Source organism: Nostoc sp. 'Peltigera membranacea cyanobiont' 213, from assembly GCF_002245975.1.
GTDB lineage: Bacteria > Cyanobacteriota > Cyanobacteriia > Cyanobacteriales > Nostocaceae > Nostoc.
Map to the genome: position 1 here is coordinate 22,492 of NZ_NOLI01000051.1, position 24,432 is coordinate 46,923.

General features: G+C 39.4%; 21 protein-coding genes. 6 read left to right on the forward strand and 15 right to left on the reverse strand.

The window, feature by feature from the left end; translation table 11 throughout:
- Positions 1-95: 95 nt before the first annotated feature.
- Positions 96-881: a sensor histidine kinase gene (locus tag CDG77_RS15925; RefSeq protein ID WP_094330326.1), complete on the reverse strand. Its 786-nt coding sequence runs from the start codon at positions 879-881 to the stop codon at positions 96-98.
- Positions 882-1,137: 256 nt separating this feature from the next.
- Here CDG77_RS15925 and CDG77_RS15930 point away from each other — a divergent pair, with 256 nt between their 5' ends.
- Positions 1,138-1,791: a response regulator transcription factor gene (locus CDG77_RS15930; RefSeq protein WP_094330327.1), complete on the forward strand. Its 654-nt coding sequence runs from the start codon at positions 1,138-1,140 to the stop codon at positions 1,789-1,791.
- On the opposite strand, the gene CDG77_RS15935 is transcribed toward CDG77_RS15930, so the two are convergent.
- The 7 genes from CDG77_RS15935 to mobV all read right to left on the reverse strand — a co-directional run bounded on the left by CDG77_RS15935 (position 1,792) and on the right by mobV (position 8,578).
- The gene (locus tag CDG77_RS15935) at positions 1,792-2,385 is read right to left on the reverse strand and encodes a DUF6753 family protein (protein WP_094330328.1); all 594 of its coding nucleotides are present in this window, start codon (positions 2,383-2,385) and stop codon (positions 1,792-1,794) included.
- Entirely contained in the window at positions 2,385-3,092 is a 708-nt protein-coding gene (locus CDG77_RS15940; RefSeq protein WP_223269826.1) for an ATP-binding protein, read from the reverse strand. Before CDG77_RS15940 ends, CDG77_RS15935 begins: the two co-directional genes overlap by 1 nt.
- The gene (locus CDG77_RS15945) at positions 3,076-4,062 is read right to left on the reverse strand and encodes a nucleotide-binding protein (protein WP_094330329.1); all 987 of its coding nucleotides are present in this window, start codon (positions 4,060-4,062) and stop codon (positions 3,076-3,078) included. The genes CDG77_RS15940 and CDG77_RS15945 overlap by 17 nt, the downstream gene beginning before the upstream one ends.
- Positions 4,063-4,100: 38 nt before the next feature.
- Positions 4,101-4,427, reverse strand: coding sequence for a hypothetical protein (locus tag CDG77_RS15950; RefSeq protein WP_094330330.1), 327 nt, complete (start codon positions 4,425-4,427; stop codon positions 4,101-4,103).
- A gap of 100 nt (positions 4,428-4,527) precedes the next feature.
- The gene (locus CDG77_RS15955) at positions 4,528-5,097 is read right to left on the reverse strand and encodes a DUF192 domain-containing protein (RefSeq protein ID WP_094330331.1); all 570 of its coding nucleotides are present in this window, start codon (positions 5,095-5,097) and stop codon (positions 4,528-4,530) included.
- Positions 5,094-6,722: an ATP-binding protein gene (locus tag CDG77_RS15960; protein WP_094330332.1), complete on the reverse strand. Its 1,629-nt coding sequence runs from the start codon at positions 6,720-6,722 to the stop codon at positions 5,094-5,096. Before CDG77_RS15960 ends, CDG77_RS15955 begins: the two co-directional genes overlap by 4 nt.
- Positions 6,723-6,829: 107 nt before the next feature.
- The gene (mobV, locus tag CDG77_RS15965) at positions 6,830-8,578 is read right to left on the reverse strand and encodes a MobV family relaxase (RefSeq protein WP_223269827.1); all 1,749 of its coding nucleotides are present in this window, start codon (positions 8,576-8,578) and stop codon (positions 6,830-6,832) included.
- 402 nt (positions 8,579-8,980) lie between these two features.
- Between mobV and CDG77_RS15970 the strand changes: the two genes are divergently transcribed.
- The 4 genes from CDG77_RS15970 (at position 8,981) to CDG77_RS15985 (ending at position 11,943) form a co-directional block, all read left to right on the forward strand.
- Complete coding sequence (locus CDG77_RS15970) at positions 8,981-9,523, forward strand: hypothetical protein (RefSeq protein ID WP_094330334.1); 543 nt, start codon at positions 8,981-8,983, stop codon at positions 9,521-9,523.
- Positions 9,520-10,716, forward strand: coding sequence for a ParM/StbA family protein (locus CDG77_RS15975; RefSeq protein WP_094330335.1), 1,197 nt, complete (start codon positions 9,520-9,522; stop codon positions 10,714-10,716). Before CDG77_RS15970 ends, CDG77_RS15975 begins: the two co-directional genes overlap by 4 nt.
- A 243-nt stretch (positions 10,717-10,959) precedes the next feature.
- Complete coding sequence (locus CDG77_RS15980; protein ID WP_094330336.1) at positions 10,960-11,370, forward strand: hypothetical protein; 411 nt, start codon at positions 10,960-10,962, stop codon at positions 11,368-11,370.
- Positions 11,371-11,568: 198 nt separating this feature from the next.
- A complete protein-coding gene (locus tag CDG77_RS15985; protein ID WP_094330337.1) occupies positions 11,569-11,943 on the forward strand; it encodes a hypothetical protein in 375 nt (124 codons plus the stop codon).
- A gap of 164 nt (positions 11,944-12,107) precedes the next feature.
- Here the strand turns inward: CDG77_RS15985 and CDG77_RS15990 are convergent, their stop codons facing one another.
- Positions 12,108-12,638 (reverse strand): hypothetical protein, encoded by a 531-nt coding sequence (locus CDG77_RS15990; RefSeq protein ID WP_189525013.1) that lies wholly within the window; start codon positions 12,636-12,638, stop codon positions 12,108-12,110.
- 47 nt (positions 12,639-12,685) lie between these two features.
- Between CDG77_RS15990 and CDG77_RS15995 the strand changes: the two genes are divergently transcribed.
- Entirely contained in the window at positions 12,686-17,884 is a 5,199-nt protein-coding gene (locus CDG77_RS15995) for a hypothetical protein (RefSeq protein WP_094330339.1), read from the forward strand.
- A 438-nt stretch (positions 17,885-18,322) separates the two neighbouring features.
- Here CDG77_RS15995 and CDG77_RS37635 read toward each other — a convergent pair whose 3' ends face one another.
- From CDG77_RS37635 to CDG77_RS16035, 6 genes are all read right to left on the reverse strand, one after another.
- A complete protein-coding gene (locus tag CDG77_RS37635) occupies positions 18,323-18,925 on the reverse strand; it encodes a hypothetical protein (protein ID WP_223269828.1) in 603 nt (200 codons plus the stop codon).
- A gap of 71 nt (positions 18,926-18,996) precedes the next feature.
- The gene (locus tag CDG77_RS16015; protein ID WP_094330340.1) at positions 18,997-20,046 is read right to left on the reverse strand and encodes a J domain-containing protein; all 1,050 of its coding nucleotides are present in this window, start codon (positions 20,044-20,046) and stop codon (positions 18,997-18,999) included.
- Between the two features lie 170 nt (positions 20,047-20,216).
- Complete coding sequence (locus CDG77_RS16020) at positions 20,217-20,531, reverse strand: hypothetical protein (protein ID WP_094330341.1); 315 nt, start codon at positions 20,529-20,531, stop codon at positions 20,217-20,219.
- A 282-nt stretch (positions 20,532-20,813) separates the two neighbouring features.
- Positions 20,814-23,513: a hypothetical protein gene (locus CDG77_RS16025; RefSeq protein ID WP_094330342.1), complete on the reverse strand. Its 2,700-nt coding sequence runs from the start codon at positions 23,511-23,513 to the stop codon at positions 20,814-20,816.
- A 14-nt stretch (positions 23,514-23,527) separates the two neighbouring features.
- Complete coding sequence (locus CDG77_RS16030) at positions 23,528-23,890, reverse strand: hypothetical protein (protein ID WP_094330343.1); 363 nt, start codon at positions 23,888-23,890, stop codon at positions 23,528-23,530.
- A 266-nt stretch (positions 23,891-24,156) separates the two neighbouring features.
- Positions 24,157-24,432, reverse strand: a 276-nt coding sequence (locus CDG77_RS16035; RefSeq protein WP_223269829.1) for a hypothetical protein, incomplete at its 5' end; no start/stop codon positions are given.

The following is a 24,432-nucleotide window of genomic DNA, read 5'->3' on the forward strand; positions in this document are numbered from 1 at the left end:
TTAAACTCAAAACTTCCGACTTTCGATCTCACACTTCATACTTCTTCTTGTCTCACCATAATTCTGATCTTTCTCCATGATTAAAATTAGGAGCTTCAAACCTTTTTAAACTCAAAACTTCCGACTTCCGAACTCCGACTTCCGACTTGTTTTGGTGATTTTGGCAACATCCTACCATCAACCCCATAAACCCCGTTATCTTTGTAAGGAAATATTATGGTGAATTTGGTTCCTTGTCTAACTACCGAGTTTACGCTTATCCTCAAACCATGAGTATGAGCCACACATAAGGCGATGTACAGTCCTAGTCCCATCCCTGATTGATGTAATAAATTGCTATTTGGCGCTCGCCATAATGGGATAAATATATTGGAAATTTGTTCTGCGGCAATCCCACAGCCGGTATCTTCAATCTCAATAATTAAATCATCTTCTTGATTGAGCAGCCTTAAAAAGATATCTCCGGTAAGAGTGTACTTAATAGCATTTGTCACCAGATTACACAGCATTCGGTCAATACTTATGCTATCACCCCGTACTTGCGTTCCATGCTTGTATGTTAGTTGTGTTTCATAGTGGAGATTCAAGGAATGATACTGCGCTATTGGTTTGAATCGAGAATAAGTTGTTTGTAAAAAACTTAACATATCAAACTGCTCCATTGTCGCTGGATTTAGTTCAAAAAAAGCATTTTTTTCAGATTGAATCAAACTCACCCCTCGCTCATTCGTTTGTTGTAAAGCGATCAGCAACGGTTTGATCTCTTCTAAAGACTGTCCATAAGCACCATCAATTATTTGATTCAAAACTAACGATGCTCCTTGATAGTTGTTTGAAACATCGTGTAACAAACCTAATATGCTTAAAACTTCCTGTTGCATAACTATGTTTCCAACGACAGATGGTATTTTGGCTACTTTTATGAATAAGTGCTAATTATGTCTACAAAATTTGAGAATACTTTTGTTTTAGTTATAAAAAAAAATTATCCAATCAAACTTTAGTACTAAAGTTTCTTTCATTTATCTGGAAAGATTTTTGATTACTTATATTTTATATGACAGATACAAAAAGTAAAAGGCTTAACACCAATAACTATGTTATAAATATTGAGTCATCTTATAATCGAAGTGATCTATGATTCGATTAACGCTCATTGAGGATGAAGAACTCATTAGGTTGGGGATCACTACTGCTATCAATCAACAACCAGATATGGAAATGGTCGGCGTTGCGCGTACTGGTATTGAAGGTATTAATTTAGTTAAGGAATTAAATCCCGATGTGATTTTGGTGGATATTGGTTTACCGGACATATCTGGGCTAGAAGTGATTAAAGAGGTCAAACTCAATAGCAAGACTAAAATTGTTGTTCTTTCTTCTCATTCTTCTCAAGGCACTGTTCAATCAGCTTTAAATGTCGGCGCTGATTCTTACATTCTCAAAAAGAATAATGTTCCTCTGATTTTAGAAGCCATTAAAACCACATTCTACGATAGCAAGTCTTTTTTTGACCCTGATATTAGCCGACGTAATTTTTGTTACCAACAGAAAATCAAGGGTAAGACTTATCAAGATAATCTCACTAATACTGAAATCCAAATTGTTTCTTTGATGGCAGCTGGTTTTTCTAATAAGCTGATTGCCGAGCAGTTATTCATTACTGAAAGTACTGTAAAAGGGCATATTAACAAGATTTTTGCGAAGTTGGATGTCAGCGATCGCGTCAATGCTTTGATTGAAGCTAGTAAACTTGGGTACATCGAACAAGATTACCTTCAGGTAGGTTAGCTACTTACCTACTTGAATTAAACAATAGCCTTGGGTTTTACTCTGCTGTGTTTGACAAGCTTCAATTGCTGCTTGATTTTTTAAGATAATTTGGTACATCTGTTTACCCTCCTGGGATTTTGCCCATTGGAGAATCTTTATCTCGTTACGTGAGACTACTACTGACTGATTCGTTCCTACATTCTGCACCAGATTCCACGTTGTCAGCGAACCCAACAAGGTACTGCCAGCCGCTACTAATCCACACACTAGAGATACTGTTCCCAATCCCCAGCCGGACTGCACTTTCATGCCTGTGCTGATGGGCTTATTTTTTTTCATCTCATCACGCACGGCACTAGAGACAACTGTATAATGCATTGACTCGGCGGATTTACTTGTCTTCTCCAGTTTTTGGTCTATTAATGCTGCCCATGCTTCTATCATTGCCTCCATTCTTGCCTGGAGGTCTATCATCGTTTCTTCATATCGACCCAGCGTTGCCATCATCCTAAATGTTGGGTCATCTGGTGTGATTCCTAATTGGTACGCCCCTTCAACTATGCGCCTTTGTTCTGATGGAGAATAACCTTGTAATATATCTTGTGATGTCATCAATCAAGTCCTAAATATTTAATAGCCAATTTGTTATTTATCACTGAATTGCGGAAATTTTTAATCCACTGAAAAATGAAGCTTCTCCAAAATAAAATTATCGATATATCCTGGCAAACTTGTGAATATGGCTTGACAGCTTTCTCCATCGCTTGATAGTGATTTCGATGTAAAGCCATCAAATTTATTTCTGTTCCTCCTATTGTTAACAGAGTTTTCTGCATTTTTTCGTCATATTCCCTAAACTCTGGCGCAAAATGATAATTCTTCACTATCACATAGTTGGCATTGTTAGTAGCAGTTTGGATGATTTGAGTTAAGTAGTCTATGCAGTCCGTTCTATGTGATATCGGTTGCAGGAACGTTAGCTTCCATCCATATTCAGCTAAAGCTTCTAATAGTTCAGACTCAACAATATACTGACAAATTTTGTCTATGTGCTGCCCCGGCATATCCACTAAAATGATATCTATATCAGCAGCTACCAGATCAATAAACATCCTGTCCGTTTGTTTATTGAAAAAATCTATCTTTTCAATACACACTAAATCTTTGTAAGCCAAAAGTCTATCACGATTATCATGGTCATAAACTTTCAATCTTTTACCTTGAATTTGATAAATTTCCAGCAACAGTTTCATAACTGTAGACTTGCCTACACGAGAGTCACCTACAGTCATTACCATTCTTTTAGAAGATTTCAACATTTATACTCTCCAGCCCTAAGAGATGCTTAACTGGACAAATTTGCTGTTTAAAAGTTTTTAGCCAACTCTTCACCCGCATTTTCACTCCTGGTAGTTCTTTTTGCTTTATTCCTTCAGAAAAACTTAGTGACTTTTCATCTAAATAATCATAGGCATATTCAAGCAAATTCGGCATTGTAATATCAAATAAAGGGATTCCTGCTTTTAATAGCTCTTGCTTTATCTCTTGAACTATTGATGAGTTGCTATATCTAGAAAATTCTGACTCCTCACCATAAAATAAATTTCTAACGACTATGTAATCTACTTTATTTCCGCAAAAGCTGTATAAATCTATTAATTGCTTTACCGAATCTGATACTCGACTAATTACCACGACCATTGTTACTCTAATGTCATAATCATTGGCGGCTGTTTCCAAGAACTCTTGTTCTATAAATCTTTTAAATATTTGTCTTGATTGCGGTGGCAATTCTAATAAAAACAGCGATTCTGGTGGTGGCAGTTGATTATATGTATCTGGCTCTGGCTCCATCATTCTCTTTATCTGATCAAAAAATCTATCTATACTTCCATCTTTAAAAATATTTAACTGCTGTATTTGACAATGCTCACCATTCTCACCATAATATCTCAACAAATCTGGATTAGAATTATCTGCATCTACTGCCACAATTCTCCTTTTCTCATCTATACAAGTTTGTAAAAACCCTCTCGTCCACATCGATTTACCAACTCCACCTTTCCCCCCGTCTACTATTACTAATCTTCTTGGGGGAGTTTTAGTTACTTCATCTGCCTCTTTATCTGCATCTGAGGCCATATCCAGGTCTAACTTTAGTTTCTCTAACTCTAACTGCTGCTCTGGTGCTAAATCATTTAGCTTTATTTCTTCTGCTGCTTCAATTGCCGAGATATCAGCTTTGCTATTAATATTTCCATTTTGATTGTTATTGATAGTTTGTGTCATTTTTCTTTTCCTCATAATTCAGATTTGTTCTCAATTTTCTAAAAAACATCTTTTTGAAATATCGGTAAGACATTACTCCTTATCCATTGCGTAAAATTATTAATCATTTGTTTTTTAACCATGCATTTTAAATTATAAATAGCTCCCGAATTTAAAGTTTTTACTATTGTTATTTGCTCCCCAATAATCACATGACGTTCTCGACTTTGGATATGCAGAGGCACTATTTTTTCATTATTTAATTCTGGTGCAATAATCTGAAATACATCTTCAGCAAATATCTCTAGCCCTAATGGGGTTGATATTACTCGCACCGTACTACCCAAAGGGTGATCAAATTCCCAATATGTCCATACTCTTCCCATAAATAGATTGCCATATTTGATTCAACACACGAAGCTATTTAGGTACTATTTTTTTCAGTACTATGGTTTCTTGATTTTAAAAAAATACGTTATACAATTACTAGCGATTATTTTTGGTTCTCAAAGAACTGCCTCTGTCAACACTGATATTATTCTTAGGCAAAACTGATGAGGGTTGGATGTTAAGCCTATCGCCAACCTTGATATTGGCAGCGCCTGTTGCTAGCTCTAGCACTTGATTGGCAACTTTCCCTTTGTAGATAGAGCAAGGGTTTTTGTAACACGGTTGGGCATTGTAAACCGCAGTTGTCACCACATTGTCCTTAAGATAAAAGATGTCTAATGGAAAATTTACCTTGTACATCCAGAAAGGCACATTATAAATTTCTCCTCCCAAATTGAATAACATTCCGCCATCGCCGTTTAAGGATGCTCGAAATTTCAGCCCTTTCTCTAATTGCTCTGGTGTAGAAGCGGCTTCCAAGTTAAATGTGCGACCGCCTTTGGTGAGAATGTGCGTAACTGGTAAATCCTGGGGACGAGTTTGGACGTAACCAAGCGCCACAGTGCCGATGATAATTGATACTCCAGCGACAGGGCCTAGTATGTTCAGTAACTTGAAAGCAGCAACGTATAAATCCTTTTCAGAATTAATTTTTAAAGTTTTCATGTTTCACCAAAAATATCAACATTGCCGAGACTATATATAGATGAATCAATTGGACTAGATGGAAGGCCATGCAAAGCCGCAATGTTACGCATACTTTCAACTCGGTCAGCTTCGCGGATTGCCAGAGGATTCATACTCTGCCTTGCAGCCAGCAATGCCGACAATGTAATTCCTAGTGGTGGTAGTTCTTGAAGGGGAGAAACATCGTCGCCAAACATTTGACAGAAACTAGAGACGGCGGCACGTTCAACAATGGCTTGAATCTCCGCACCGACACATCGCTGCGTGGCTTTGAGTAACCTTTTCCATTCTTCTTCGCTGTACCCATCGCCCCGATCGCGGAAACGAGGATCGAAACGGGCTAAGTGAATCTTGAATATTTCGTGCCGTTCGCCGTAATTTGGGAGATCCACCTTGAAAATCTCGTCAAAGCGTCCACTTCTGGTTAGCTCTGGTGGTAGCCATTGAATATTGTTAGCCGAAGCGATAATTAAAACCTCACTAGTACGTTCTTGCATCCAGGTCAAAAGCATACCAGCTAGGCGTTTGGATAAATCATCATCCCCAGCGAATCCCTTATCAAAGTCATCTAAGTATAAAATTACACGATTGATTCGGTCTACCAGTGCGAGTAAGCTTTTTAGCTTGTACTCAGCCAAATTACCGTAACTGCGGAAACTACCCCACTCCAAGATAATCAGAGGTAGCCCCAATTGTGCAGAACTTGCTTTAGCCGAGTAAGATTTTCCTGTTCCCGGTGGGCCGATTAGTAAAATCCCCTTGGGTAAACGAAGATTGTACGCTTTTGCCAGTGTTGTTAATAACCGCTTGTAGGTTTTAAATGCCGACTGCATCAGTTCTAAACCACCGATAGGGGTAGCTGGGGGCTGAAGGAATTGAATACTATAAATTCGCTTAAACAGTTCGATTTTGTAAGCGGACAGTTGAGACACTAACTCATCCGGTGTAATTTCATGATTTGCAATCGCCTGTCTGATTCCATAGCCAATGTCTGCCAAGTACATCCCTATTGAGGCGTTCGCCGTCGCATGAATATCGCTATGACTGTAATCCGGTAATACTTGGGATAAATAACTGTTTATTTCCAGGGTAGCTGGCAGTTGTTGAATGACTGTCGGAACTTCGGGGGCAATGTCAGATGAGAGACTAGCGTTTGAGCCTAGCAAAATCGCTGTTTTGTTAGCATTGCAATTGTACAGCTTCAGATTAATGAGGGCAGACTTAATCCACTCCGCCGTCAGAAAGAAATCGGGGTCAGTGGTAGCTGACCCCAGCCAAGGGAATATACCTTCTAGTATCAAGATTCCTTCTAAATCGGTGGTTTTCCAAAACCGCAGAATTTCAAAGTAATGTTCGCGTCTGCTTTTGGCGCTCGCCTGATACTGGTTAACAGTTTTTAAACTTAATCCCTCCTCATTAGTAGATAACTGCTGTAGCGCATCATCCTCCAGCGTCCACAGGTAACAGTTAATGTCCAGGCGCTGGCATTCACTGGCTAGATTAATAAGCAGCCTGACCCTCTCTTGCAATGGAGACTCGACAGCAATCAGCTTATTGTTAAGCTTAATTAATCCAAATATTTGCTTTGTTAACTCATTATTCATCAGGATTTTAGCTAATTTTCACCCCAATATTATTGATAGCTAAAACTCTTTACTAGCTACTTTAGTACTGAAAAAATCGGTACTAGAGTAGCTTGACTTTTTTGCAACTATAGCTCTAATTCCTCGTGGTTTTGTTGTGAATAACGTTGTTGCAATTGATGGGAGAAATTGATTAACTGCGTATTCCAATCCCGACTTTCGCACTTGAGTTGAGTCGAGTGTGGCAGTAGCTCTTTAACAGCCCGTGCCACTGTTGATTGACTAAAAGCTACCTGTACATGAGCAACATTACGTAATCTTTCAACAGGTAAACTTGAAGTGTCATCTACTGCCATGTAAACTGTTCTGTTTTCTGGTATTCCTTTGACCTGATATTCCAGCATGGCTACTGAAATGGCATCAATGGGAGAAAAAGACAGTACAGCAGTGCTAGCTTTATCACTAAGCTTTTTCCCTAAAGTAAAGTAAAACCAGCTATTACGGCGAACTGTACCTAATTCATAACCAGAGAATTTATTGGTTGTACCTTCTAAAAAAGCCCCTTTGGTATTCCCTTCCAAGTCCCGCATCACAAACACAACATTTGCTTTTGAGTCGGCATAAACTAGCCCCTGATTATGTAACATTTGTATGCAATCAGAAGGTATGCCTCGTTTCTGGGTTAGGTAATGTTCAACGCCTGACCAGTTAGCTTTATCCTCAATGGGTGGGGTGAATTGGGGTGCTGGTTGAGTTTGGATAATAAGAGCCGTAACTTTTTGAGCATGAGCGATCGCTGCACGTTTTGCGCCGACTTCACCAAATCTTTCCCCCAGCCATGCGATCGCAGTTGTTTGGTTGCATTGATTAACGTGTTTCACCAAACCAATTGCATCATTACCTTCAAAATGAGAACCGGGAGCAAGGTCGCTAAATTTAGAGCCATCTATATTAATGATGTGGTTTCCTCCTACCCATTCATTCCCTTTACGCCACAGCCCCAACTCAATAGCAACATCATCTAAAGCTAAATCAGTTGACCATTCGGTAAGTTTTCTTATTGATTGATTATCTTGTTCTAATTGCTCTATCCGCCGCCGTAATTGGTCATTCTCAAGTGAGAGAGCTTTGGCTGTAGCTTCCATCTCTTGCTTACGCTGATTCGCCCTGTCTCGGTCGGCAGCTTTGGCTAAAAGATGTTCTGCACTTAGCTCATTAACTTCTAAATCGCGCCCCTCCTCCACAATGCGGTAAAAATCCTTGATGTCTTGGTGCTTTGCTCTGCTTCCCTTAATACCGCGCTCCAACCCAATTAACCGCATCATGTCGTAGTAAGAATCTTGAAATTGTTGGATTTTCTGCCGCCCGTCAAAGAAATGATTGCACCGTAGCTGCCCGTCATCATCAAGGGGGACAAAATAAGCGTGAATATGGGGGGTGGCTTCGTCCAGGTGTAACTCGGCGCGGACAATGCGAGATCCATATCCATCCGCTAACCACTGGTGAGTCGCTTCTACCCAGTTATCCAACTTTTGTGGTTCATAGTAACCGGCTTGGGTGGGGCAGTCGGGACGGAAATAACTGGGCGATGCACTCAACAGTAACTCCACGCAGTACACCGCATCAGTGCGAATCTTCCGCTTCTGCTCCGAGTCCCCTATCTTAGCTAAGACTAAATCCTCTAGTCGTTCCTCTGGGTCGAGGCTACCGATGAACCGAATATTTTTTTGAGTGGGATCTGCGTTTGGCGTTTCTCTTTCTCGTGCAGTGTGAGATGCACTCCCTGATATGTTACCCCGCTTTAATTTTTTTAATCGCGCGATCGCGTAGCTCATGGCTTCACATCTTGGATAAACTTGGTATGATTTTGTTATCACGCTGATTTACCCAAAATCGGAGCAATTGCGACTAGTCGCCAAAATAGCTAAATTGCTCAAATGCGAAAAAGTGAAGATAGTCGTAGTAAGTACGATTATTTTAGCGGCTTGAAAGACTTTTTGAAGGAACTCTAATACCTAACTAGCTCAAGTGCTTACATAGCAAAGACCCCAGGCATTTAGTCGCCTGATTCTAAGCAGTGAATAATTTGGGTACGAATTACGCACGAATACTCATAAATGAGGGAAAAAGCGCAACGCAGTGAAAACACAGTGGAAACGCAATTGAGAGAAAAAGGGGGATTTCTCCGCCTAAATACTCATTTAGACTACCCGCAATACTCATTTTTGTATCAAGTATTGCAAATGTAAACAATAAGACAACTGTACTGGTTTTTAAAAATGGACAAACAGGGAAGCAAAGACGTTGAACTGCCAAGAGTAAAACGGAGACATGATTCTTGGGATGGAAGAACTATTGAATACTTGGTGAATCATCGATCAAAAAAGTCGGCAGGTGAACTGACAATGGAAGCAGTGACAAGTTACTGGCTAATAGAAGCATTAGTGGGAAAGGTAAGTAAAGAGGAATTTATTGAAGCTTGCTTGTCGAGTATTGGGGAATTGGAAGGAAAGCTAGTAAAGATTAGAATTTTAATGCAAAAGGTTTCTAATTCTTTTGAAGTAGATAGTAGTGCGATTTTGCCACCACAACAAATAGAGCAGAACAAATCACCGATTTTAGAAAAAAGCTTGCCAATCTCAACAAATGTGATTCGCAAAGAGAAAGAAGAACAAGAGGAACTAGAGCAAACAAGTCAGCAGGAAGAATCCTTACTATCTGATGATGATTTGGGATTAATGGACTTGAAAATGACACCAGACTTATTAATGGCTACTCAATTGTTGGGATTTGACGAAACAAACGGTAATAAAAATTTATGACAACTACAAATACTAATCAGGACAAATCAAGCCAAGTCGTGCAGTTTATACTGACGGCAGACTTGGGGGGTAGTTCAACCAAGGCGATCGCTCAGATTTATCCGGCGGGAGTGCCATTTGCATTGTGGATGAGTCCAGAAGTTGCCGATGTAGGAGAGGGTTCAACCAAACATTTAACTGTAGATGCGCTGCCTGATGATAGCGCTTGGGTGAGAATTGGTCAGGAATATTCTGTATTAGGGAGTATTGCAAAAAGAGAGTTTGCTGGAACTGCGGCACTGCAAGATTTGAAGTCTGAATATGCCTTATCAAAGGTTGCTGGTTTGTTGTGGCTAGCTAAACGTCAAATAAATCTAGATATTCACGAAATGTTTCTCCAGATTTTGCTACCACCTGGAGAAGAGAAGAATGTACAAGATTTGGCTAAAAAGTTTGTCTTGAACTATAGGCAAGGAGTAATAACGCCAACGGGAAGAATGAAAATTAAGGTCAATAGCTTCAAAAATCTTCCTGAAGGAACAGGTATTATTTCTTACAGAAATCGCGCTCTAGGGAATGTATTTTCTCAAAAAAATATAGGATTGTTAATGCTGGGTCATCGTAATGCCAGTTTTACCCTTTCAGAAAAAGGGAAAGTAGCAAAGAAAGAATCGACAGACTTGGGGATGAATTGGGTGTTACAAAAGTTTGTCGAACGTACTAGCGTAGGACTATCGAAAGATGATCCGTGTATAGCGGCGGCTTTAGTGGAAGCAAGTAAAGGTAATTTCACTGCATTACGAAATTTGTCACGTAGGAATACACCATCAGGAATTAACTCGGATTTAGAGTTGTTTAAATCAGTTTTAGAAGTGATTCGGGATGAATACTGTCGAGCATTGCTGCGGTGGGTGAAAAACCATGTACCATTAGACGAAGTTCTCATCTGTGGTGGTACTGGTGAGTTTGTGCGTCGAGAACTGACACAATATTTTCAAACAGAAAGCATCCCTATCGTTTGGAATGGTGGAGTAGTTATTCCCAAATCATTAGATACCGTTGGCTTGGGTGAGCGACTGGCTGATGTTTGGGCAACTCATATTAGTTATGTGAGAATGCTGGATGAAAATTTTTGCTATGAGCGCAAACAGAAATTAGTACCAGATTCTTATTCTCCAGCAGTTAATCATCTCACTTCTATCAATAGAGTGTAGCTCTCAAAAAACACATTTTGGATTTGAGATTTTAAATTGAATGTGTTTATTTCATATTTTGCTAGTAGCGATCGCCGCTAGTCCAAGGCTCATATTTTGCACTTGATGTTAGACAGAATATCTGTCTAACATCGTAAAAGCCTCTCTTGGTAAGAGATATGCTTCAACTTGCACCTTTCCTCATCTGAAAGTGCGATCGCTCTAACAGTAACAAGCGCGAACAATTAACATTGGCAAATTAAGATGGCTGAAATGACACATTTGCAGGTACAAGAATTATCACGATTTGCCCAAGAGCAAGACTTCAATCAGCAATATCGACAGTATTTTGGGGATGTCTGGGACGAAGTTGGAGTTAAGGATATCTCCAAAATGACCATCCAAGATGCCGAGCAAACCTTGAAGGTACTAGCTGATAGTGAGGCATCTCCCCAATTCATCAAATCCCTACTAGCACAAGCAGCAATTGATGGTGCTACACCGCAGGTTTTGGAGTATTTCTTGAGTAGTGACATTGACGGCGATGGCCGGACTCTGGCACAAGAATTATTCCAGGATGGGACGAACCCGTTGGAGTCGGATACACCCCAACCACCATCGAAAGCACAGATTCTATCCCCATCTCTACAACCAGATTTGGAATGGGAAATATAGCATAAACTCACTAACTTTACTAGCTACTCCAGTACCGATTTTTTCAGTACTAACGTAGCTAGTTCTTTTTAGAGGGCGTATATAAACTTCTTAAGTTAGGTATGAGTTCCATTTTTCAAAAAGCACAGTAGGGTGTAATTGACTTGTTGATTACACCTGTTCCCTCAACTAACCCAACAATTAAATGAGGACATATTTATGACTTTATTAGGTATTGATAGACCTTTAGATGCAACCCAAGTAAAACTGTGGGACGAGCGCGATTTATCTACAAGCGATCGCCGCCAAGAGCATTTAGAAATTCTCCTGTGTCAAAAAGTCCAAAAAGGTGAAGACCCCGCCTTGTGTAAACAAGTGTTGAATTATTTGTATTTCTCGGCATTTCAACAGAATCTGAATCGTATTACTGTCCAAAAGGAGAAAGAAAAGTCGGTCTTTGCATCTGTACAGCAAGTAATTATTACGTCCTTTGCCATTCTAGGAATGTTTGCGTTCCTTGCCGCCGCTTCCAACAAATCAGTTGTGCGATCGCCTGGGGTAATCCCTCCAGCTATAGAACGGCAAGCTAATTAACCAAACAATCCGCTTTTTCACCCAGTCGTAATACAACTCTTGGAGAGGCTACGCTCAGTACAAGGGGAGCAATTGCAGATGTAAAAGGATGCCGTTAAAAAGCTGAGAGCCTTGTCTGATAATGCTTTCAGCTTATATTATCACTCGCTCTGCATAGCTCCCGCTTAATATGCTGTGTTCTTGTCGAAAGGCAAGCTGTCAACATCCTCAAAGTTACGCAGGTCTTGCTCCATCTGCTGCCGACGTTGGACGTATGTTCTGCTATCTTCAATCCTTCCTCTCATCAACCATGCACCAAAGTTGATGCCTTGTTCTACATAATCGGCAGACACTTTATTGTAATTATCAACCTCCATTTTCTTGCGCCACTCAAGCTGTTCTAGCGCACTTTCACTGATGCCAATTTTCTGAGCATATTCTACATATTCAGGTCTGAGAGAACCATCTGGGTTAAACTCCTTTTTTTCTTGTTCAGTGAAGAAATCGTAGGCTGTGTAGATTGGCCACGATTCTGGATCAGTCTCGTCCAGGTGTTTCCACTCGTCATACTCTTCTTTTGCTCTACGAGCATAACTATCAATTGCTCCTGGATCTTCACCTTTGGATAACATTTCTTGCCGAGCTTCACTTTTCAAACTTCCATCTGGGTTGAATTCTTCATTATTCATATTTATCCAACGCTTAATCCTTGACATAAAAACCTCTCAAAAATTTAATTAATATTCATCAAATTTCAAATCTTATGACTTTGGAATTAAAGCATTTTGACCCTCGTTTAAATCAGTGGATCTATATAGACGATAGCAGAACCGACTCTCAATCAATTTTAACTGAAAAGCTCAGTAATACTTTACTAGAATTTTACTTTCCTGACAAAGAATTCTCATTTGGACATTCAGATGAATACAGCACTGCTGAAGAATTAAAGAATCATCCAGATGGACAAATTTTATTACTGTCTTCTAAGACTCGCTTACTTTATGGAGATAAAGAATGTTTAGAAACGATTCAAAAAATTTGTCCAGATAGTAAAGACCGGGGTGCTTATGGTTCTATCTTCCTTGGGGCTTGTAAAAATGCGATTCACAAAAAGCTAAACATTTTAGTAGTAGATGATTCTACTGATAACAGGGGTGAAAATGGAGGGATATTATCGAATGATTTGGCATATAAATTAGTTGGCGATTGTTATGGGCAGATTTCAACACAACTTTATGACAAGCTAACCTTAAGGGAATCCCAAACAGATAAAAGCTATCGTGTAATTCAACATCGATTTGGTTGGGTAGATGGAGTTGGAGAAGATACGACTGAATATCGCTTTGGCAAAGGAACACTGCGACCATACAGACTAGATAGAATAAAATATGCAAATTCTAAAAATGAACCAAAAATCGATATAATTCTTCCCGTAAGCAGTTTTAAGGGAACAGACAAGGATAGACCCAAAGGTCCTACTAAACCTCAAATTCAACCAGGATTATATCAGCAAAATATTTGGTTAGCTGAAAAAGCACAATCTCAACAAGGTCAGATGTCTATCTCCCAACTGCTGGCATCTTTCCCCCAAGGAATTAAAGATTTTGCTGAAGAACTAGAGGTACAAGCTCAAAGATTAGCCTCTATTGAAGATGACCCAAGAATTGTTGCTGCTTACTATTGTGAAAGATATGAAAAACGTAAAGAATCATTGAACCAAAATAAATTAAAAACATCAGACATTATCAATCAAGAAACAGATATTAAAAACTTAGGGACAAATGATGACTTAGATGTAGATCAGGAGTTGGGTGATGAGAGTGCTAAAGATGACTTGTTCATGTACAAACTCATTAAAGCCGATTTACTAGGGCATCAGCAGTTATTAGAGACTGAGAAGGTCAAACAGGAATTAAGTCGGTTTGTACAAAGTGAGTGGCGAGATATTGCTGTTGGGAAAACGCTTACTTTTGACAGAGGGATGATTATTCCTTCCAAGGAACTCAAAAATGGTGAAATTTGTGTCTCTTGGCTTGATGAGCAAGAAAAAATTCTTAACTTCCGTTCTCCTTTTCTCAACTCTAATGGTTTGTGTGTTTCTAATAATAAATATGTTAAGGATCAGTTAGGGCCAGATGGTGAACCCTTAGAAGGCATAATTGTAGTTAATGACGAAGACCACAAGCGCATACAGCAAAGAATTATAGAGTTAGAAGCGCTAGGGGTCGATGTTGATTTTATCGACCCAGCAGAAACCGAATCGGAACGCCAAGCACGAGACTACGATGGTGATTGCATTGGTGTGGCAAGAGCTAGCTTATACCCTAATTTAACAGCAGAGGCAGAGCGAAGAAACCTTCCTCAAAACGCCTATTCGCCCACGGTTAAGCTCAAAAAACAATCATTTTATGATCCTAGCGATGGAACCCAGCCCCCATTTGAAGAAATTGCTATCCACATGAGCGATAGCATCAGCGTGGGTATAATCAACAATCAAGTGACAGCACTGGAGGCATTAGAATCGGAAATTGAAGTACTTAAAACTTATGGGACTATCGAACAACAATCAACTTATTTAGACCAAGTTTCTAGTCATTATAAAGCCCTATTTGAGCAAGAACACCAGAAAGAGCCAAAGTTAATCCGAGAAGAATATAAATCTTATATGCAAGGGTTTGTTGAACTTGCTTTGGGTCAAAGAACTCCAGAGATTATTCAGCAGGCAATGGATGTTAACCGCCTGATGTACCGAGAAATGATTGGTGAGGGATGTTATCAAAACCAAATAGCGGTTGATTTATTCAAAAGTGCAAAAAAACCTGAGATGGATTTAATCAGGGAGAACAGCCGCTACTTATATCGTGATGTTAATTATATTAAAGATAAGAAATCTTCGTCAGTTTATTTAAGCACAGGGATAACACCAAAGGGCTACTCACCAGTAGAATTATTAATTAGCCAAACCAATAAATATTTCCAAGAATCACAGTTAGAATCGCGTCCCATCGTCCAGTTTAAAGACTTGTTCAAAGGAGTAGAATTTACACCACAGCAAAAATTTGCAGCGATCGCCGCGAAGTACGAGTTCGATCAGAAATTCAACGCTGCGGTTCGGATGTCCCAACGGCGTGAAACTGAGAAAGGGCCATCTGCAATTATCCAAACTCCACAGGGGGCGAAACTAGAAATCACCAATCTCACCCGTTACGGACACCCCTTAATCTGGAAAGCCCAGACGTTGAACATTCGCCTAGACGAAATACCAGAGAAATGGCGAACTAAAGAACGCCCCCACAAATTACTAGCAGTTGCACAGATAGATGGCGAGGTTGGGAAAGATGGAAAACCCGCTTACCGCAACCTGGGGACAGTTAGCCAACAATCTGTGACTGACCACAACCTCAAGGTGGGGATGGCCATGCAGGGAGCTAAACTCCTAGAACTAAAACCAGAACTTACTAGAAGCCAAACTAAATTACTTTTCGACAAGGCACAAGAGGCGGCTCTCGCATTTTACGCTTCTATCCCAGAGTCAGAAAAACTTGCTCTATCCGCCGCCGCTTGGAGCATCTGTGCATCCCGCCAAGATGAACTTGAAGTTGCAAGAAAAGAAAACGCAAACCCCCAAGCGATCGCTAAAAAAGTCTCTAATTTTGCTTTCGCTGCTTTCCCCAATGAAATTATCTCCCGCCTGGAGCAACTGCAATTTACCGAACCGAAGTTAGTCACACTTTTGAATGAGGCAAATCAATTTTTGGGTAGAAAGTGGAACCCAGACGAAAAGCACCCGATAGAAATCAGAGCTTCTCACCATCCACCAGGACATGAACGCCACGTTTCCAGACTAATGTTTGTCCAGGATGCTGACGGCGAATATAAGGAATTCGCCATGCTCGAAACCAGGGCTGGAATGTTACCAATTGGCACAAAGGCGCAAGCTAATTTCATTGGGATAGAACCTGCTACTGCCAAAGCAACTATTGGACTGCCAGGAAACGAGCCGATTGAAATTACTATCCGTGAACTCAAGAACTTCTCTTATGCAGGACTTGTTTTTAACGCCGAACCGGTCAACTTAGAATTTGGCACTGTGCCGATTCCTGATAAAACAGTAAAAATCAAAATTGATGGCAAAACTCTGGGGGAGTTAGACAGTGATTCTGCCCAACAGTTAAAAGAAATTAATTATCTCAAAAATGGTAATCACCTAAAATTAAAGCTCACGTCAATCTCTGAGACAGGAGATCAAGCTTTTGTCCTGGGTGAGTCTCCCAATGGAAATCTCCTCAAAATTAATAAAATTAACTTCTATGATTTTTCTGGTCAGACATTCAATGATCAAGATTACCGAAAACTGACTATCGAAACCTCAGCTTCTAAAACTAGGGATGCTGTATTTTTGAATGGTAAACCCTTGGGAGTGTTGCACTTTAAAAAAGACAAAGACGCGCTCAGACAACTTGGATTGCTCAAAACCGGAAAACTTACACTTGCGCCTGCAATCGTTGAAAGTAATTTTTCTGTTATTTGCGCTCAAATTGATCCTAATACCGTTGAATATCCCCAGATATGGACGAAGGAATTTCAGGGTTTTGGGACTCAATCGGTTAATTCTGAACAACAAGAGATGATTGAGAGTAGTGCGAACATTCTACATCAGATTAAAGAGCGTCCTACTTTCTTATTTTCGACAGAATCAAACAAAAAACTTGGAGTCATGGGCTTGGCTGTTGACAACTATAAAGCTGAGACTGTGACTAAATGGTTAACTGCTCAAAAAGTTGAATGGAAACAAGTACCAATAGAAGATGTTATCAGGGAAACTAAAAAAGGTCTAGCGGTGTTTAACTTGGTTGATAGCTCCATCCCTGCCAAAACTTTGGAGAACATGACCAAGAAATTTGGGTCAATTATTGAAACGGATAGTGACTATCAACAAAGAGTTAATTCCCTCGCCACACGACCGCAATTCTTGAAACCTCCATCTCAATCAGCACAATCCCCGCCTCAACAAAGCGCTCAATTCCACCCAAACCAAGATATTCAAAATGTCGCCCCAATAGCCATCAAAAGCAAACCGATTCCGATGAACTACCCTTTAATGATGCATGGTGAGCCGAACCCACTACCTGTAAACACTTGTATTGATGCGATGAGAGGATATGGTCGAACTCATACCACCAGAGCTAAAGAGCCATACAAACAGTATGGGTTTAAGGAAGGGGATATTGCTCTGGCGACAGGCATTGATAAGCAAGTCGCCTTTCGAGTCGGTAAGCAGTATCAAATCACACCTGATATGATTGCTGACCCCGTTTATCAACAGCAGTGGGCTGATATGGAAAAGCACTCACCCAAGGCATTACCAGAACTGTTCACAGGCAAAGGGCAGGTCTGGGGACTACATTTTGAACCCTTGGGAGATTATGTGGAGGGTTTTATAGTCCCGTTTCCTGAACCACAAAACAGAGCCGTACCCAATCAAGAAGTCCAACCTCAATCAGTCACTATTGATGACTTGAGAAGTTGGTACAATGCCGCAGATAAGTTAGGGAAGCCGGAAAATTACAAAAAACGCATTGTAGAAGTGGCAAATGGGTTTAAAGCTGGTGAGCAATTATCAGCCGAAGCATTGACAGTAATGAATAAAGATACATTTGAGCTTGAAGTCATCAGTCGGTTGACTCAAATTGCTCAAAGGATTGGCATGGTCTGGGGTCAACCTGCCCAAGATGGTTTTACTGTCGTCAGGGGCAAAGTCTACGATTTGGCTTACAAAAGTGAAAGTAGGGATTTAGCGATCGCTGACAAAGATGGTGAAGTGGTTTTGAGCCTACAATCGGGTAAAGTGCAAGTTAATAAAGTTACCCCCCAACTTTTAGAAACTTTTGAGAATGCTAACAATCAAGCTATGGCAGCTTTAGCTACTACTAAAAAGAAACAGATGGAAATGCAGGCATAAATATTGGCTATAAGCCTGTCAGCCAAAGGAAAAGCTTTAACAAAGTTTGGGGGTTTAAGTCCTAACCTTTTAAGGGCAGCACGAATTAAAGCCTAGAAACCCAAGAGCGAGAAAGGCTCTTAAGAGAAAGGTTTGAGAAGCAGAAATTAGAGCAAGAACTCCTAGAAGCAGAGCTGGCAGAACGGAAAAGGATACAGCGAGAGGCGGCTCAAGAGGAAGAACGCCTCTGGTATGAGCAGCATGGGAAGGATTATGCAGATTATGAATATGACGAGGATGATGAGGAGTACGAAGATGAAGGCGAGGAGGAATAAACTCAATTCTCCATTAAATTGTTAAAGTAGGGAATGTTCAAGCAGAAATAGAAAAGCTGTTCTTCACCACCATCAAGACGATACCGCCATAAATGCTGGGCAAATTTTGGTTGAATCGGGGATTTTAAAAGTCATTATCCGTAAAGGGAACTATGGATGGTAAAAACCTTTGAAAAGATGGGTAAAATTGTAATCTTGCTTCATAGTCATCTGTTTGTGACACTGACAGTTCAATTATTTGCTGATTTTTTTCATCAAAGAGCAACTGGATTTGATAATTAGTCCAGAATTGGTCGCCTAGTTCATCTTCTAAATCAAAAAGTTTTTCTTCATCACCCCATATATTTGACCAAAGTCCGATCCTATTAGCGCGAAAATGATTTTGACCATTTGCATCTCCAATGACAAAATATGCTTCGACATTTAAATCAAATCCCAAGTCATCGACCTCTACCTCTGCTATTTGACAGTTAACCACTATCAAGGTATCGGGGTTAACGTTTACTACCTGCTCTTGGCGCTTTAATAATTCTTGTAATACAAAATCAGGTAATAGCTGAGAACTTCCTTCAAGGGCTTGTTTTTGAGTTTCTGGGGAGTAACGAGTTTTTAACTCTTGCGTGATTAAAGTTAAAATATCTTCACTAGCTAAATTGACAACTATCTTTTTATCTGCGGTATTAAGAAAACTTCCAACATTCAGATTAATGTGTTTTTTAATTGGCATAGTTCTGTAAAATTATTTTAAGTTGAGCAGAGCATTCACAAATCAAGCGATTTTTTTTTCAGAAAAAACTACTATCTGATTAATTCTGACAACATCTGCTCAAGAATATCTTCCATAATTTCTTCGTCTAGGGAGTGCAGAGTTGGTGGGCCACCAATAAATTCTTTGATAGTGATATTCTGTTCTCTAAAGTCTTTGACAAAATCCCGAATCTGAGAAACAACCTTAATTTGATTTTCTATCGTTTCTAGCATAATAGCCATAGAGTCAATGCCTTTTTTAGCAGCTTTGCGAGAATCAGAAACCATTGTTCCTTCTGGAGTATTTTTTGCTAAACGCAGTTCCAGTTTCAAGTTTTCATATTGAGTCAGGAGAATTTGATTTTGCTGTTCTATAGTTCGACATTTACGAGTTAAATCATCTTCACTATTAAGATCAATAATTTCTCCCACTTGGTGAAGTCGCTCAATTTCGAGAAGTCTTGCCAAATCACCTTCTTGGTAGGCTTGATTGATTGATTTCATGATTTCTGTATTATATGTCTGTGTCTCGCTGTCTTTTACCTTGTCCGGGTGGAAGATTTCAGCTAACCTCAGAAATGTTTCACGAATTTTTCTCTTAGACTCTGTTCTACCTACAGACTGAGATTCTACAGATTCTTGTGTTTGCCAATGTTGATAGCGACCTTCAGCAGATTCTCTGAAAAAATCTGATTCGGGTTCGGGGTTGTCAAACAATTCCTCTAGCTCTGTTGAAAATTGTTTGCCATTGGTTTTTTGACTAATGATTCCTGTCAACTGGAGTTGAAGGTAAACTGCTTCTATATTTTTGAAGGTTTGTTTACCAAACTTTCTAGTAGTAAAGATTTCCTCAAAAAGAGTATGAATATCCTGGTCTAACTCAGCCATTTTTTGGAAGCTGGGACTAGCTTTATGAAAGATTTCTGTGGCGAAAATTCGCGTCTGTTCAACAAAGTTATTCAGTTCTGTCCGTTTTCTCTTAATCTGCTTGAGTAGTGATTGGTGTGATTTTTCTAGAAACTGTAAGCGGATATGTAATTGAGAGAGAGCCAGTGGAGTTGTAACAGTCGAGTGGGATAAAGGTGGGGTTTTTCTAGGCATAGAAGATTTATGCTTTTTTTATGTAAAAAACTTTAACGACAATTGACACCTCAGTGATGATACATGAATGCCTACTGAGACTAATTTTCTTGAGACAGCTGTGCCTGTAATTGCTGTACTTGTTCTACGGTTAACCCTGTTACTCGCACAATCACTTCAGCTGCTATACCCTAGCGCAATAAGTTTACCGCAACTTTTTCCAAAGCTTCCTGTTGCCAACTGGTTACAATCTCCATAATTTCCTCCTGTTCATCTAATCCCATTGTACTGATTGCCGCTTGAAACACCTGTTTCTCAGTATTGTCGAGCCTCAAATACGTATCAACAAACCCTGAAATCAATTGCATCCGTGCTGGGTCTAACTTTAACGTCGCCAGCAGCCGCAAACATTCTGCTTTCACCTGCGGACGTTCCTCACGGCGAATATTCATCTTCGACATTAATGCTGCTGCCACCGGATTTGACTGTGTTAAAAAATCTCGCATTCCTTAAACGATTCAACTGAATTGCTGCAAACTGAAATTCCAGCACCTTGAAGTCGCCAAATATGACCCGATAATTTTGAGGTTCGGCGCGTTTGGGTTCGTCAAACGAAAAAACTACAACTGGATATCCATTCCATAGAGCATGGTAGTATTTGGGGGTGTAAATCGAGGCATTTAAAATGGCAATAGAAGTGTTTCCATCATAATTTTATTCCGACTATGGACAGAAATCGTATTTCTTTGAGAATACCGTCTCTGAGATGGAAAAAACTTAGTATTTGGTTACATTTCGTCTGACAATGTAAAATCCCAGACATCATCCTCCCACCAAGCTTGAGAAATAATATTCTGAACATCGCAATCATTATCTTGATCTGAAGAAGGTTGATAAAGTCTTAAATTAAGTGCTTCGGCAAACCTAACATCGCATTCATAAAATATCTTTTTGATGATAGAATTGACTCCATTGGGATAGATATAAAAACAAACTAATTCTTCTCTTTCTGAAATTGCCACTAGTTGACGTGCTACGACTTTACCTTCTGAGTTTCGAGCGTAGAGAACCTGTTTATTAATATCTAGAAGAACCGCAACTGCTGAATAAGAACATAACCCTCCAAGTGCGAGACAACTCCCCACATAAGTACCCAGCTTTAATACCTCCAGTGGTTCGTTCTCTAACTTAATCTCAATCAAGCCAAACCCATCAACTTGGGATGTGTATTCAATTCCCTGCGTCCACATTTTGATATTGATACAACTATGCTTTTTTAACCAAGTTTGTGTCAGAGGATGATTAAGTAAATAATCTAAATTACCTCCCCAATAAGCCTTCAAAAACTTTCTAAAAGAACGAAAATTATCATCAATGATACCCAACATTGAAAGAGCATGTCTAATATTTTCCCGTTCGGGATTGACATCAAAATCGCGTTTCAATGTATTCAGGATTAAATGTTCAAAAATATCCAAGCGGGTAAGTTGAATTTGCTTACATATCTTCTGGAAACCACGATTGATTTGCTGTTCACTTAAAGATATTTTTCCTTGGACATAATCGCGGATTTTGCGTGGAATTGGGTTACTAAATTGGGAACCACATTGGCTATCAATAAATTCACAAGCATCCTTTATAGGGAGTAGAGTAATATTCTCAGTCATGATGGAATGTTGGCTGAATGCTTTGACCACTTTTTCACTTGTGGGAGTATTAAGAGTTCCCAATAACTTGGCAACCTTAAAGATTTTGTGAGGGAAGTCAATAAAGCATTGGATAATAAAATTATTCAATTGTTTGCTAATTGGTGCAATTCCCTCTGCAATTAACTTACTATTATTATCTAAATAACAAGCTTCTTCAAGACGTAAAAAACTAGCATCGGGTGCATTGAGAAATATAGATATATCTGCGGTTTGTAAATAAGTAATAAAAACCGCGATCGCTTTTACTGCATGACTCTTTTGACTAAAAGGAGACTGAGCTAAACGTTCCACTATTAAGTATGCATAAGGAATCAAATCGAGTTCGTAAGTTTCGATCCAAAACCAATAATAAAATTTTAAATCATCAATTGCTTTTTGCTGATATTTTTCTGTAATTCTACTTAGGAGATTTTCAATGTTATCAACTTGCCCTTTCAGAAAGTTCCACTTGTATTTTTGAATTTCAGCCTCCCGATTTGTTGCGGGATATAAAGAGATAGCCCAACGATAAAAATTGAGATATTCATAGGCAATCTCTTTTGGATATTTCGTCCAATCAATGCGTAAAATAATGTTACCGAACCCTGAAAGTTGTCCACATTTTTCCCAAATATCTAGGGGTAGGGAAAACCTATACTCACCAACATTTCCCAGATGAGCAATCAATTTTTCCACAGCTTCTTCTGGAAATAGGCAATCTCCATCTAATCTATCTAAATAGTCAAACCGATGATATTCTGATGGATACTTAGAAGCTAATTGAAATCCACCCAGCATATAATCTACAGAAATCCCTTGACTGAATGCAATAAATAAACAATAAAGTCGGTATTCATAGTCGATATCATCTGTTATTTGGTTGAATCGCTCAATATCATCTAGAGAGAGTGGATCAGTAGAATAAATCTGATTTTCAATCAAAATTGAAGTGAACGTAAGACGACGTGACTCAGGTTGTTGGGTAATAATGTGACACCATTTCAATGTCTTATTACCATTGTTGAGACTTAGCAAACGACCGAACGCGAGTAAAAGATTAAAATTGCTGTCTAGTCCAAGCCCCCAATAGATCGATAAATATTCATTTACATTTTGCCAATTCAAACCCTGTAATGAAAACCATAAATATCGATGAAAATTTATAGGTAGGGAAGGATAATCTACAGCAGCATGTAGATCATGGTGGAATGCATAATATGGATCGATAATTAATTTTTCCTTGGGTATCGATGACAAAGAGCGAATATCGTACCCCACTCTTTGAAGTTTTTTCAAAGCCTTTACCCAATGTTGGCTTAATCTTAAAAGTAGTTGGTTTTGAGATTTGCGCTCGCACAAATATAATCTCAAATCAACTTGAGTAAATATCTTATGTTTTGGTGGTTTATACTTAGTTCCTTTATATGCTCTAGGATTTGCTGCTGTTGCTTTAATTATCTGCTTTGGACTATTTATTGGTAAAATTGGCAACGTTGCCTCTGGTTCTAACGGTTCGGATACCGTTTCCAGCAAAATTACTAAAACATGAAAAAGAGTTTCCGCATCCAGTTCGTCAACACAACTAATAAAATTCCATGAAGCAATTAATTGCTCTTTATTGGGAACGAGCGATGTTGTCAATAATGAGAGAGGAGATTCGACAATTTCATATAGACCCTGTGTTGAATCTATACCCATTCTGGTTGGATTATCAGTTTTTGGCTCTAGTTGATGTCGAACTCGACTCACCCAACCCATCAGACCATTGGGTTTTCTAATTAAACTGAGCAAACAGTCCATAAACAGTGCTTAATTCATAAGCTAATTTTATCAAAAAAGGCAGAGGGCAGTTCTTGCTGCAAGCAGTAAGCTGTCGCATCTTTAATTTTCCAGAGTATTCTCGTTGCAATAAGGGTTCTAGACCATAAAAAGTGCAAGTTATAAGCACGACAGCTTATTCCCAACTGAGCCTCCAGCAAGAACCTCTTGCCCAAAGGAATAATTGTATTGCCCATCTCTTCTTTTGAGCGATGGCGCTTTTTTCTCTTCAGTGCTAACTGCTGAAGCCGCTCAATTTCAGTTAATACATCTTCCGGCTTGGTTTCCATTTCTAAATCAGCAAGCTCACTGTCTTCATCATTGTCAATCCCCATTTTGTCTTGAATCGCATCAAGCATTTGTAATACTCGTGTGACTTCATGCTCTGTCAGTAGCGCGCGCAATTTGTAAATTTAAGTTTGTTCGATATTCACTTTCTTCACTGAGGCGGTTTTGACTAATTAACACAAATGTCATTAACTCTTGCTTATTGCGAAATTTTTAGGCTATCGCTTTGGGGCTTAAAAAATAATTAAACGCGAAAGGAAAGATTTTTTCGTTGGTTCTCAACCTTCGTTGTGATCAAGAGTCATTTAGATGTGTTCACCCTACCAATACATTCCCGTTACAAATCAAAATCAAGGCTGAATGTTTCACCATCAGAATCTTCTTCCTCCTCTGTAAATGAAGTTGCAGTCCTTGAAGGGAGTTTGTTATCTTCAGTATTAATTGGCGTGAAAGCTACTTGTTGTGTGGGAAATGCACCCTTCCTGAAAGCAAAATAGCAATCAATGATAAAGTAGAGCGTCTCTAGGTAACTCTTGCCTAGTTGCTGTGATTCGGCAAATATCCGCTCTCGGTAGCTATCTTTGATCCGAACTTTTTCTGGGGTTAAGTCAAG

Bases quoted from the DNA above. Each gene is read 5' to 3' on its own strand.
- CDG77_RS15950 (WP_094330330.1), bottom strand. From the start codon at position 4,427: ATGGGAAGAGTATGGACATATTGGGAATTTGATCACCCTTTGGGTAGT.
- CDG77_RS16030 (WP_094330343.1), bottom strand. From the start codon at position 23,890: ATGCTTGATGCGATTCAAGACAAAATGGGGATTGACAATGATGAAGAC.
- CDG77_RS15970 (WP_094330334.1), top strand. From the start codon at position 8,981: ATGGACAAACAGGGAAGCAAAGACGTTGAACTGCCAAGAGTAAAACGG.
- CDG77_RS15955 (WP_094330331.1), bottom strand. From the start codon at position 5,097: ATGAAAACTTTAAAAATTAATTCTGAAAAGGATTTATACGTTGCTGCT.
- CDG77_RS15940 (WP_223269826.1), bottom strand. From the start codon at position 3,092: ATGTTGAAATCTTCTAAAAGAATGGTAATGACTGTAGGTGACTCTCGT.
- CDG77_RS15990 (WP_189525013.1), bottom strand. From the start codon at position 12,638: ATGTCAAGGATTAAGCGTTGGATAAATATGAATAATGAAGAATTCAAC.
- CDG77_RS15930 (WP_094330327.1), top strand. From the start codon at position 1,138: ATGATTCGATTAACGCTCATTGAGGATGAAGAACTCATTAGGTTGGGG.
- CDG77_RS15960 (WP_094330332.1), bottom strand. From the start codon at position 6,722: ATGAATAATGAGTTAACAAAGCAAATATTTGGATTAATTAAGCTTAAC.
- CDG77_RS16025 (WP_094330342.1), bottom strand. From the start codon at position 23,513: ATGGACTGTTTGCTCAGTTTAATTAGAAAACCCAATGGTCTGATGGGT.
- CDG77_RS16015 (WP_094330340.1), bottom strand. From the start codon at position 20,046: ATGCCTAGAAAAACCCCACCTTTATCCCACTCGACTGTTACAACTCCA.
- CDG77_RS15980 (WP_094330336.1), top strand. From the start codon at position 10,960: ATGGCTGAAATGACACATTTGCAGGTACAAGAATTATCACGATTTGCC.
- CDG77_RS15985 (WP_094330337.1), top strand. From the start codon at position 11,569: ATGACTTTATTAGGTATTGATAGACCTTTAGATGCAACCCAAGTAAAA.
- CDG77_RS15935 (WP_094330328.1), bottom strand. From the start codon at position 2,385: ATGACATCACAAGATATATTACAAGGTTATTCTCCATCAGAACAAAGG.
- CDG77_RS37635 (WP_223269828.1), bottom strand. From the start codon at position 18,925: ATGCCAATTAAAAAACACATTAATCTGAATGTTGGAAGTTTTCTTAAT.
- CDG77_RS15975 (WP_094330335.1), top strand. From the start codon at position 9,520: ATGACAACTACAAATACTAATCAGGACAAATCAAGCCAAGTCGTGCAG.
- CDG77_RS15945 (WP_094330329.1), bottom strand. From the start codon at position 4,062: ATGACACAAACTATCAATAACAATCAAAATGGAAATATTAATAGCAAA.
- CDG77_RS16020 (WP_094330341.1), bottom strand. From the start codon at position 20,531: ATGCGAGATTTTTTAACACAGTCAAATCCGGTGGCAGCAGCATTAATG.
- CDG77_RS15925 (WP_094330326.1), bottom strand. From the start codon at position 881: ATGCAACAGGAAGTTTTAAGCATATTAGGTTTGTTACACGATGTTTCA.
- CDG77_RS15995 (WP_094330339.1), top strand. From the start codon at position 12,686: ATGACTTTGGAATTAAAGCATTTTGACCCTCGTTTAAATCAGTGGATC.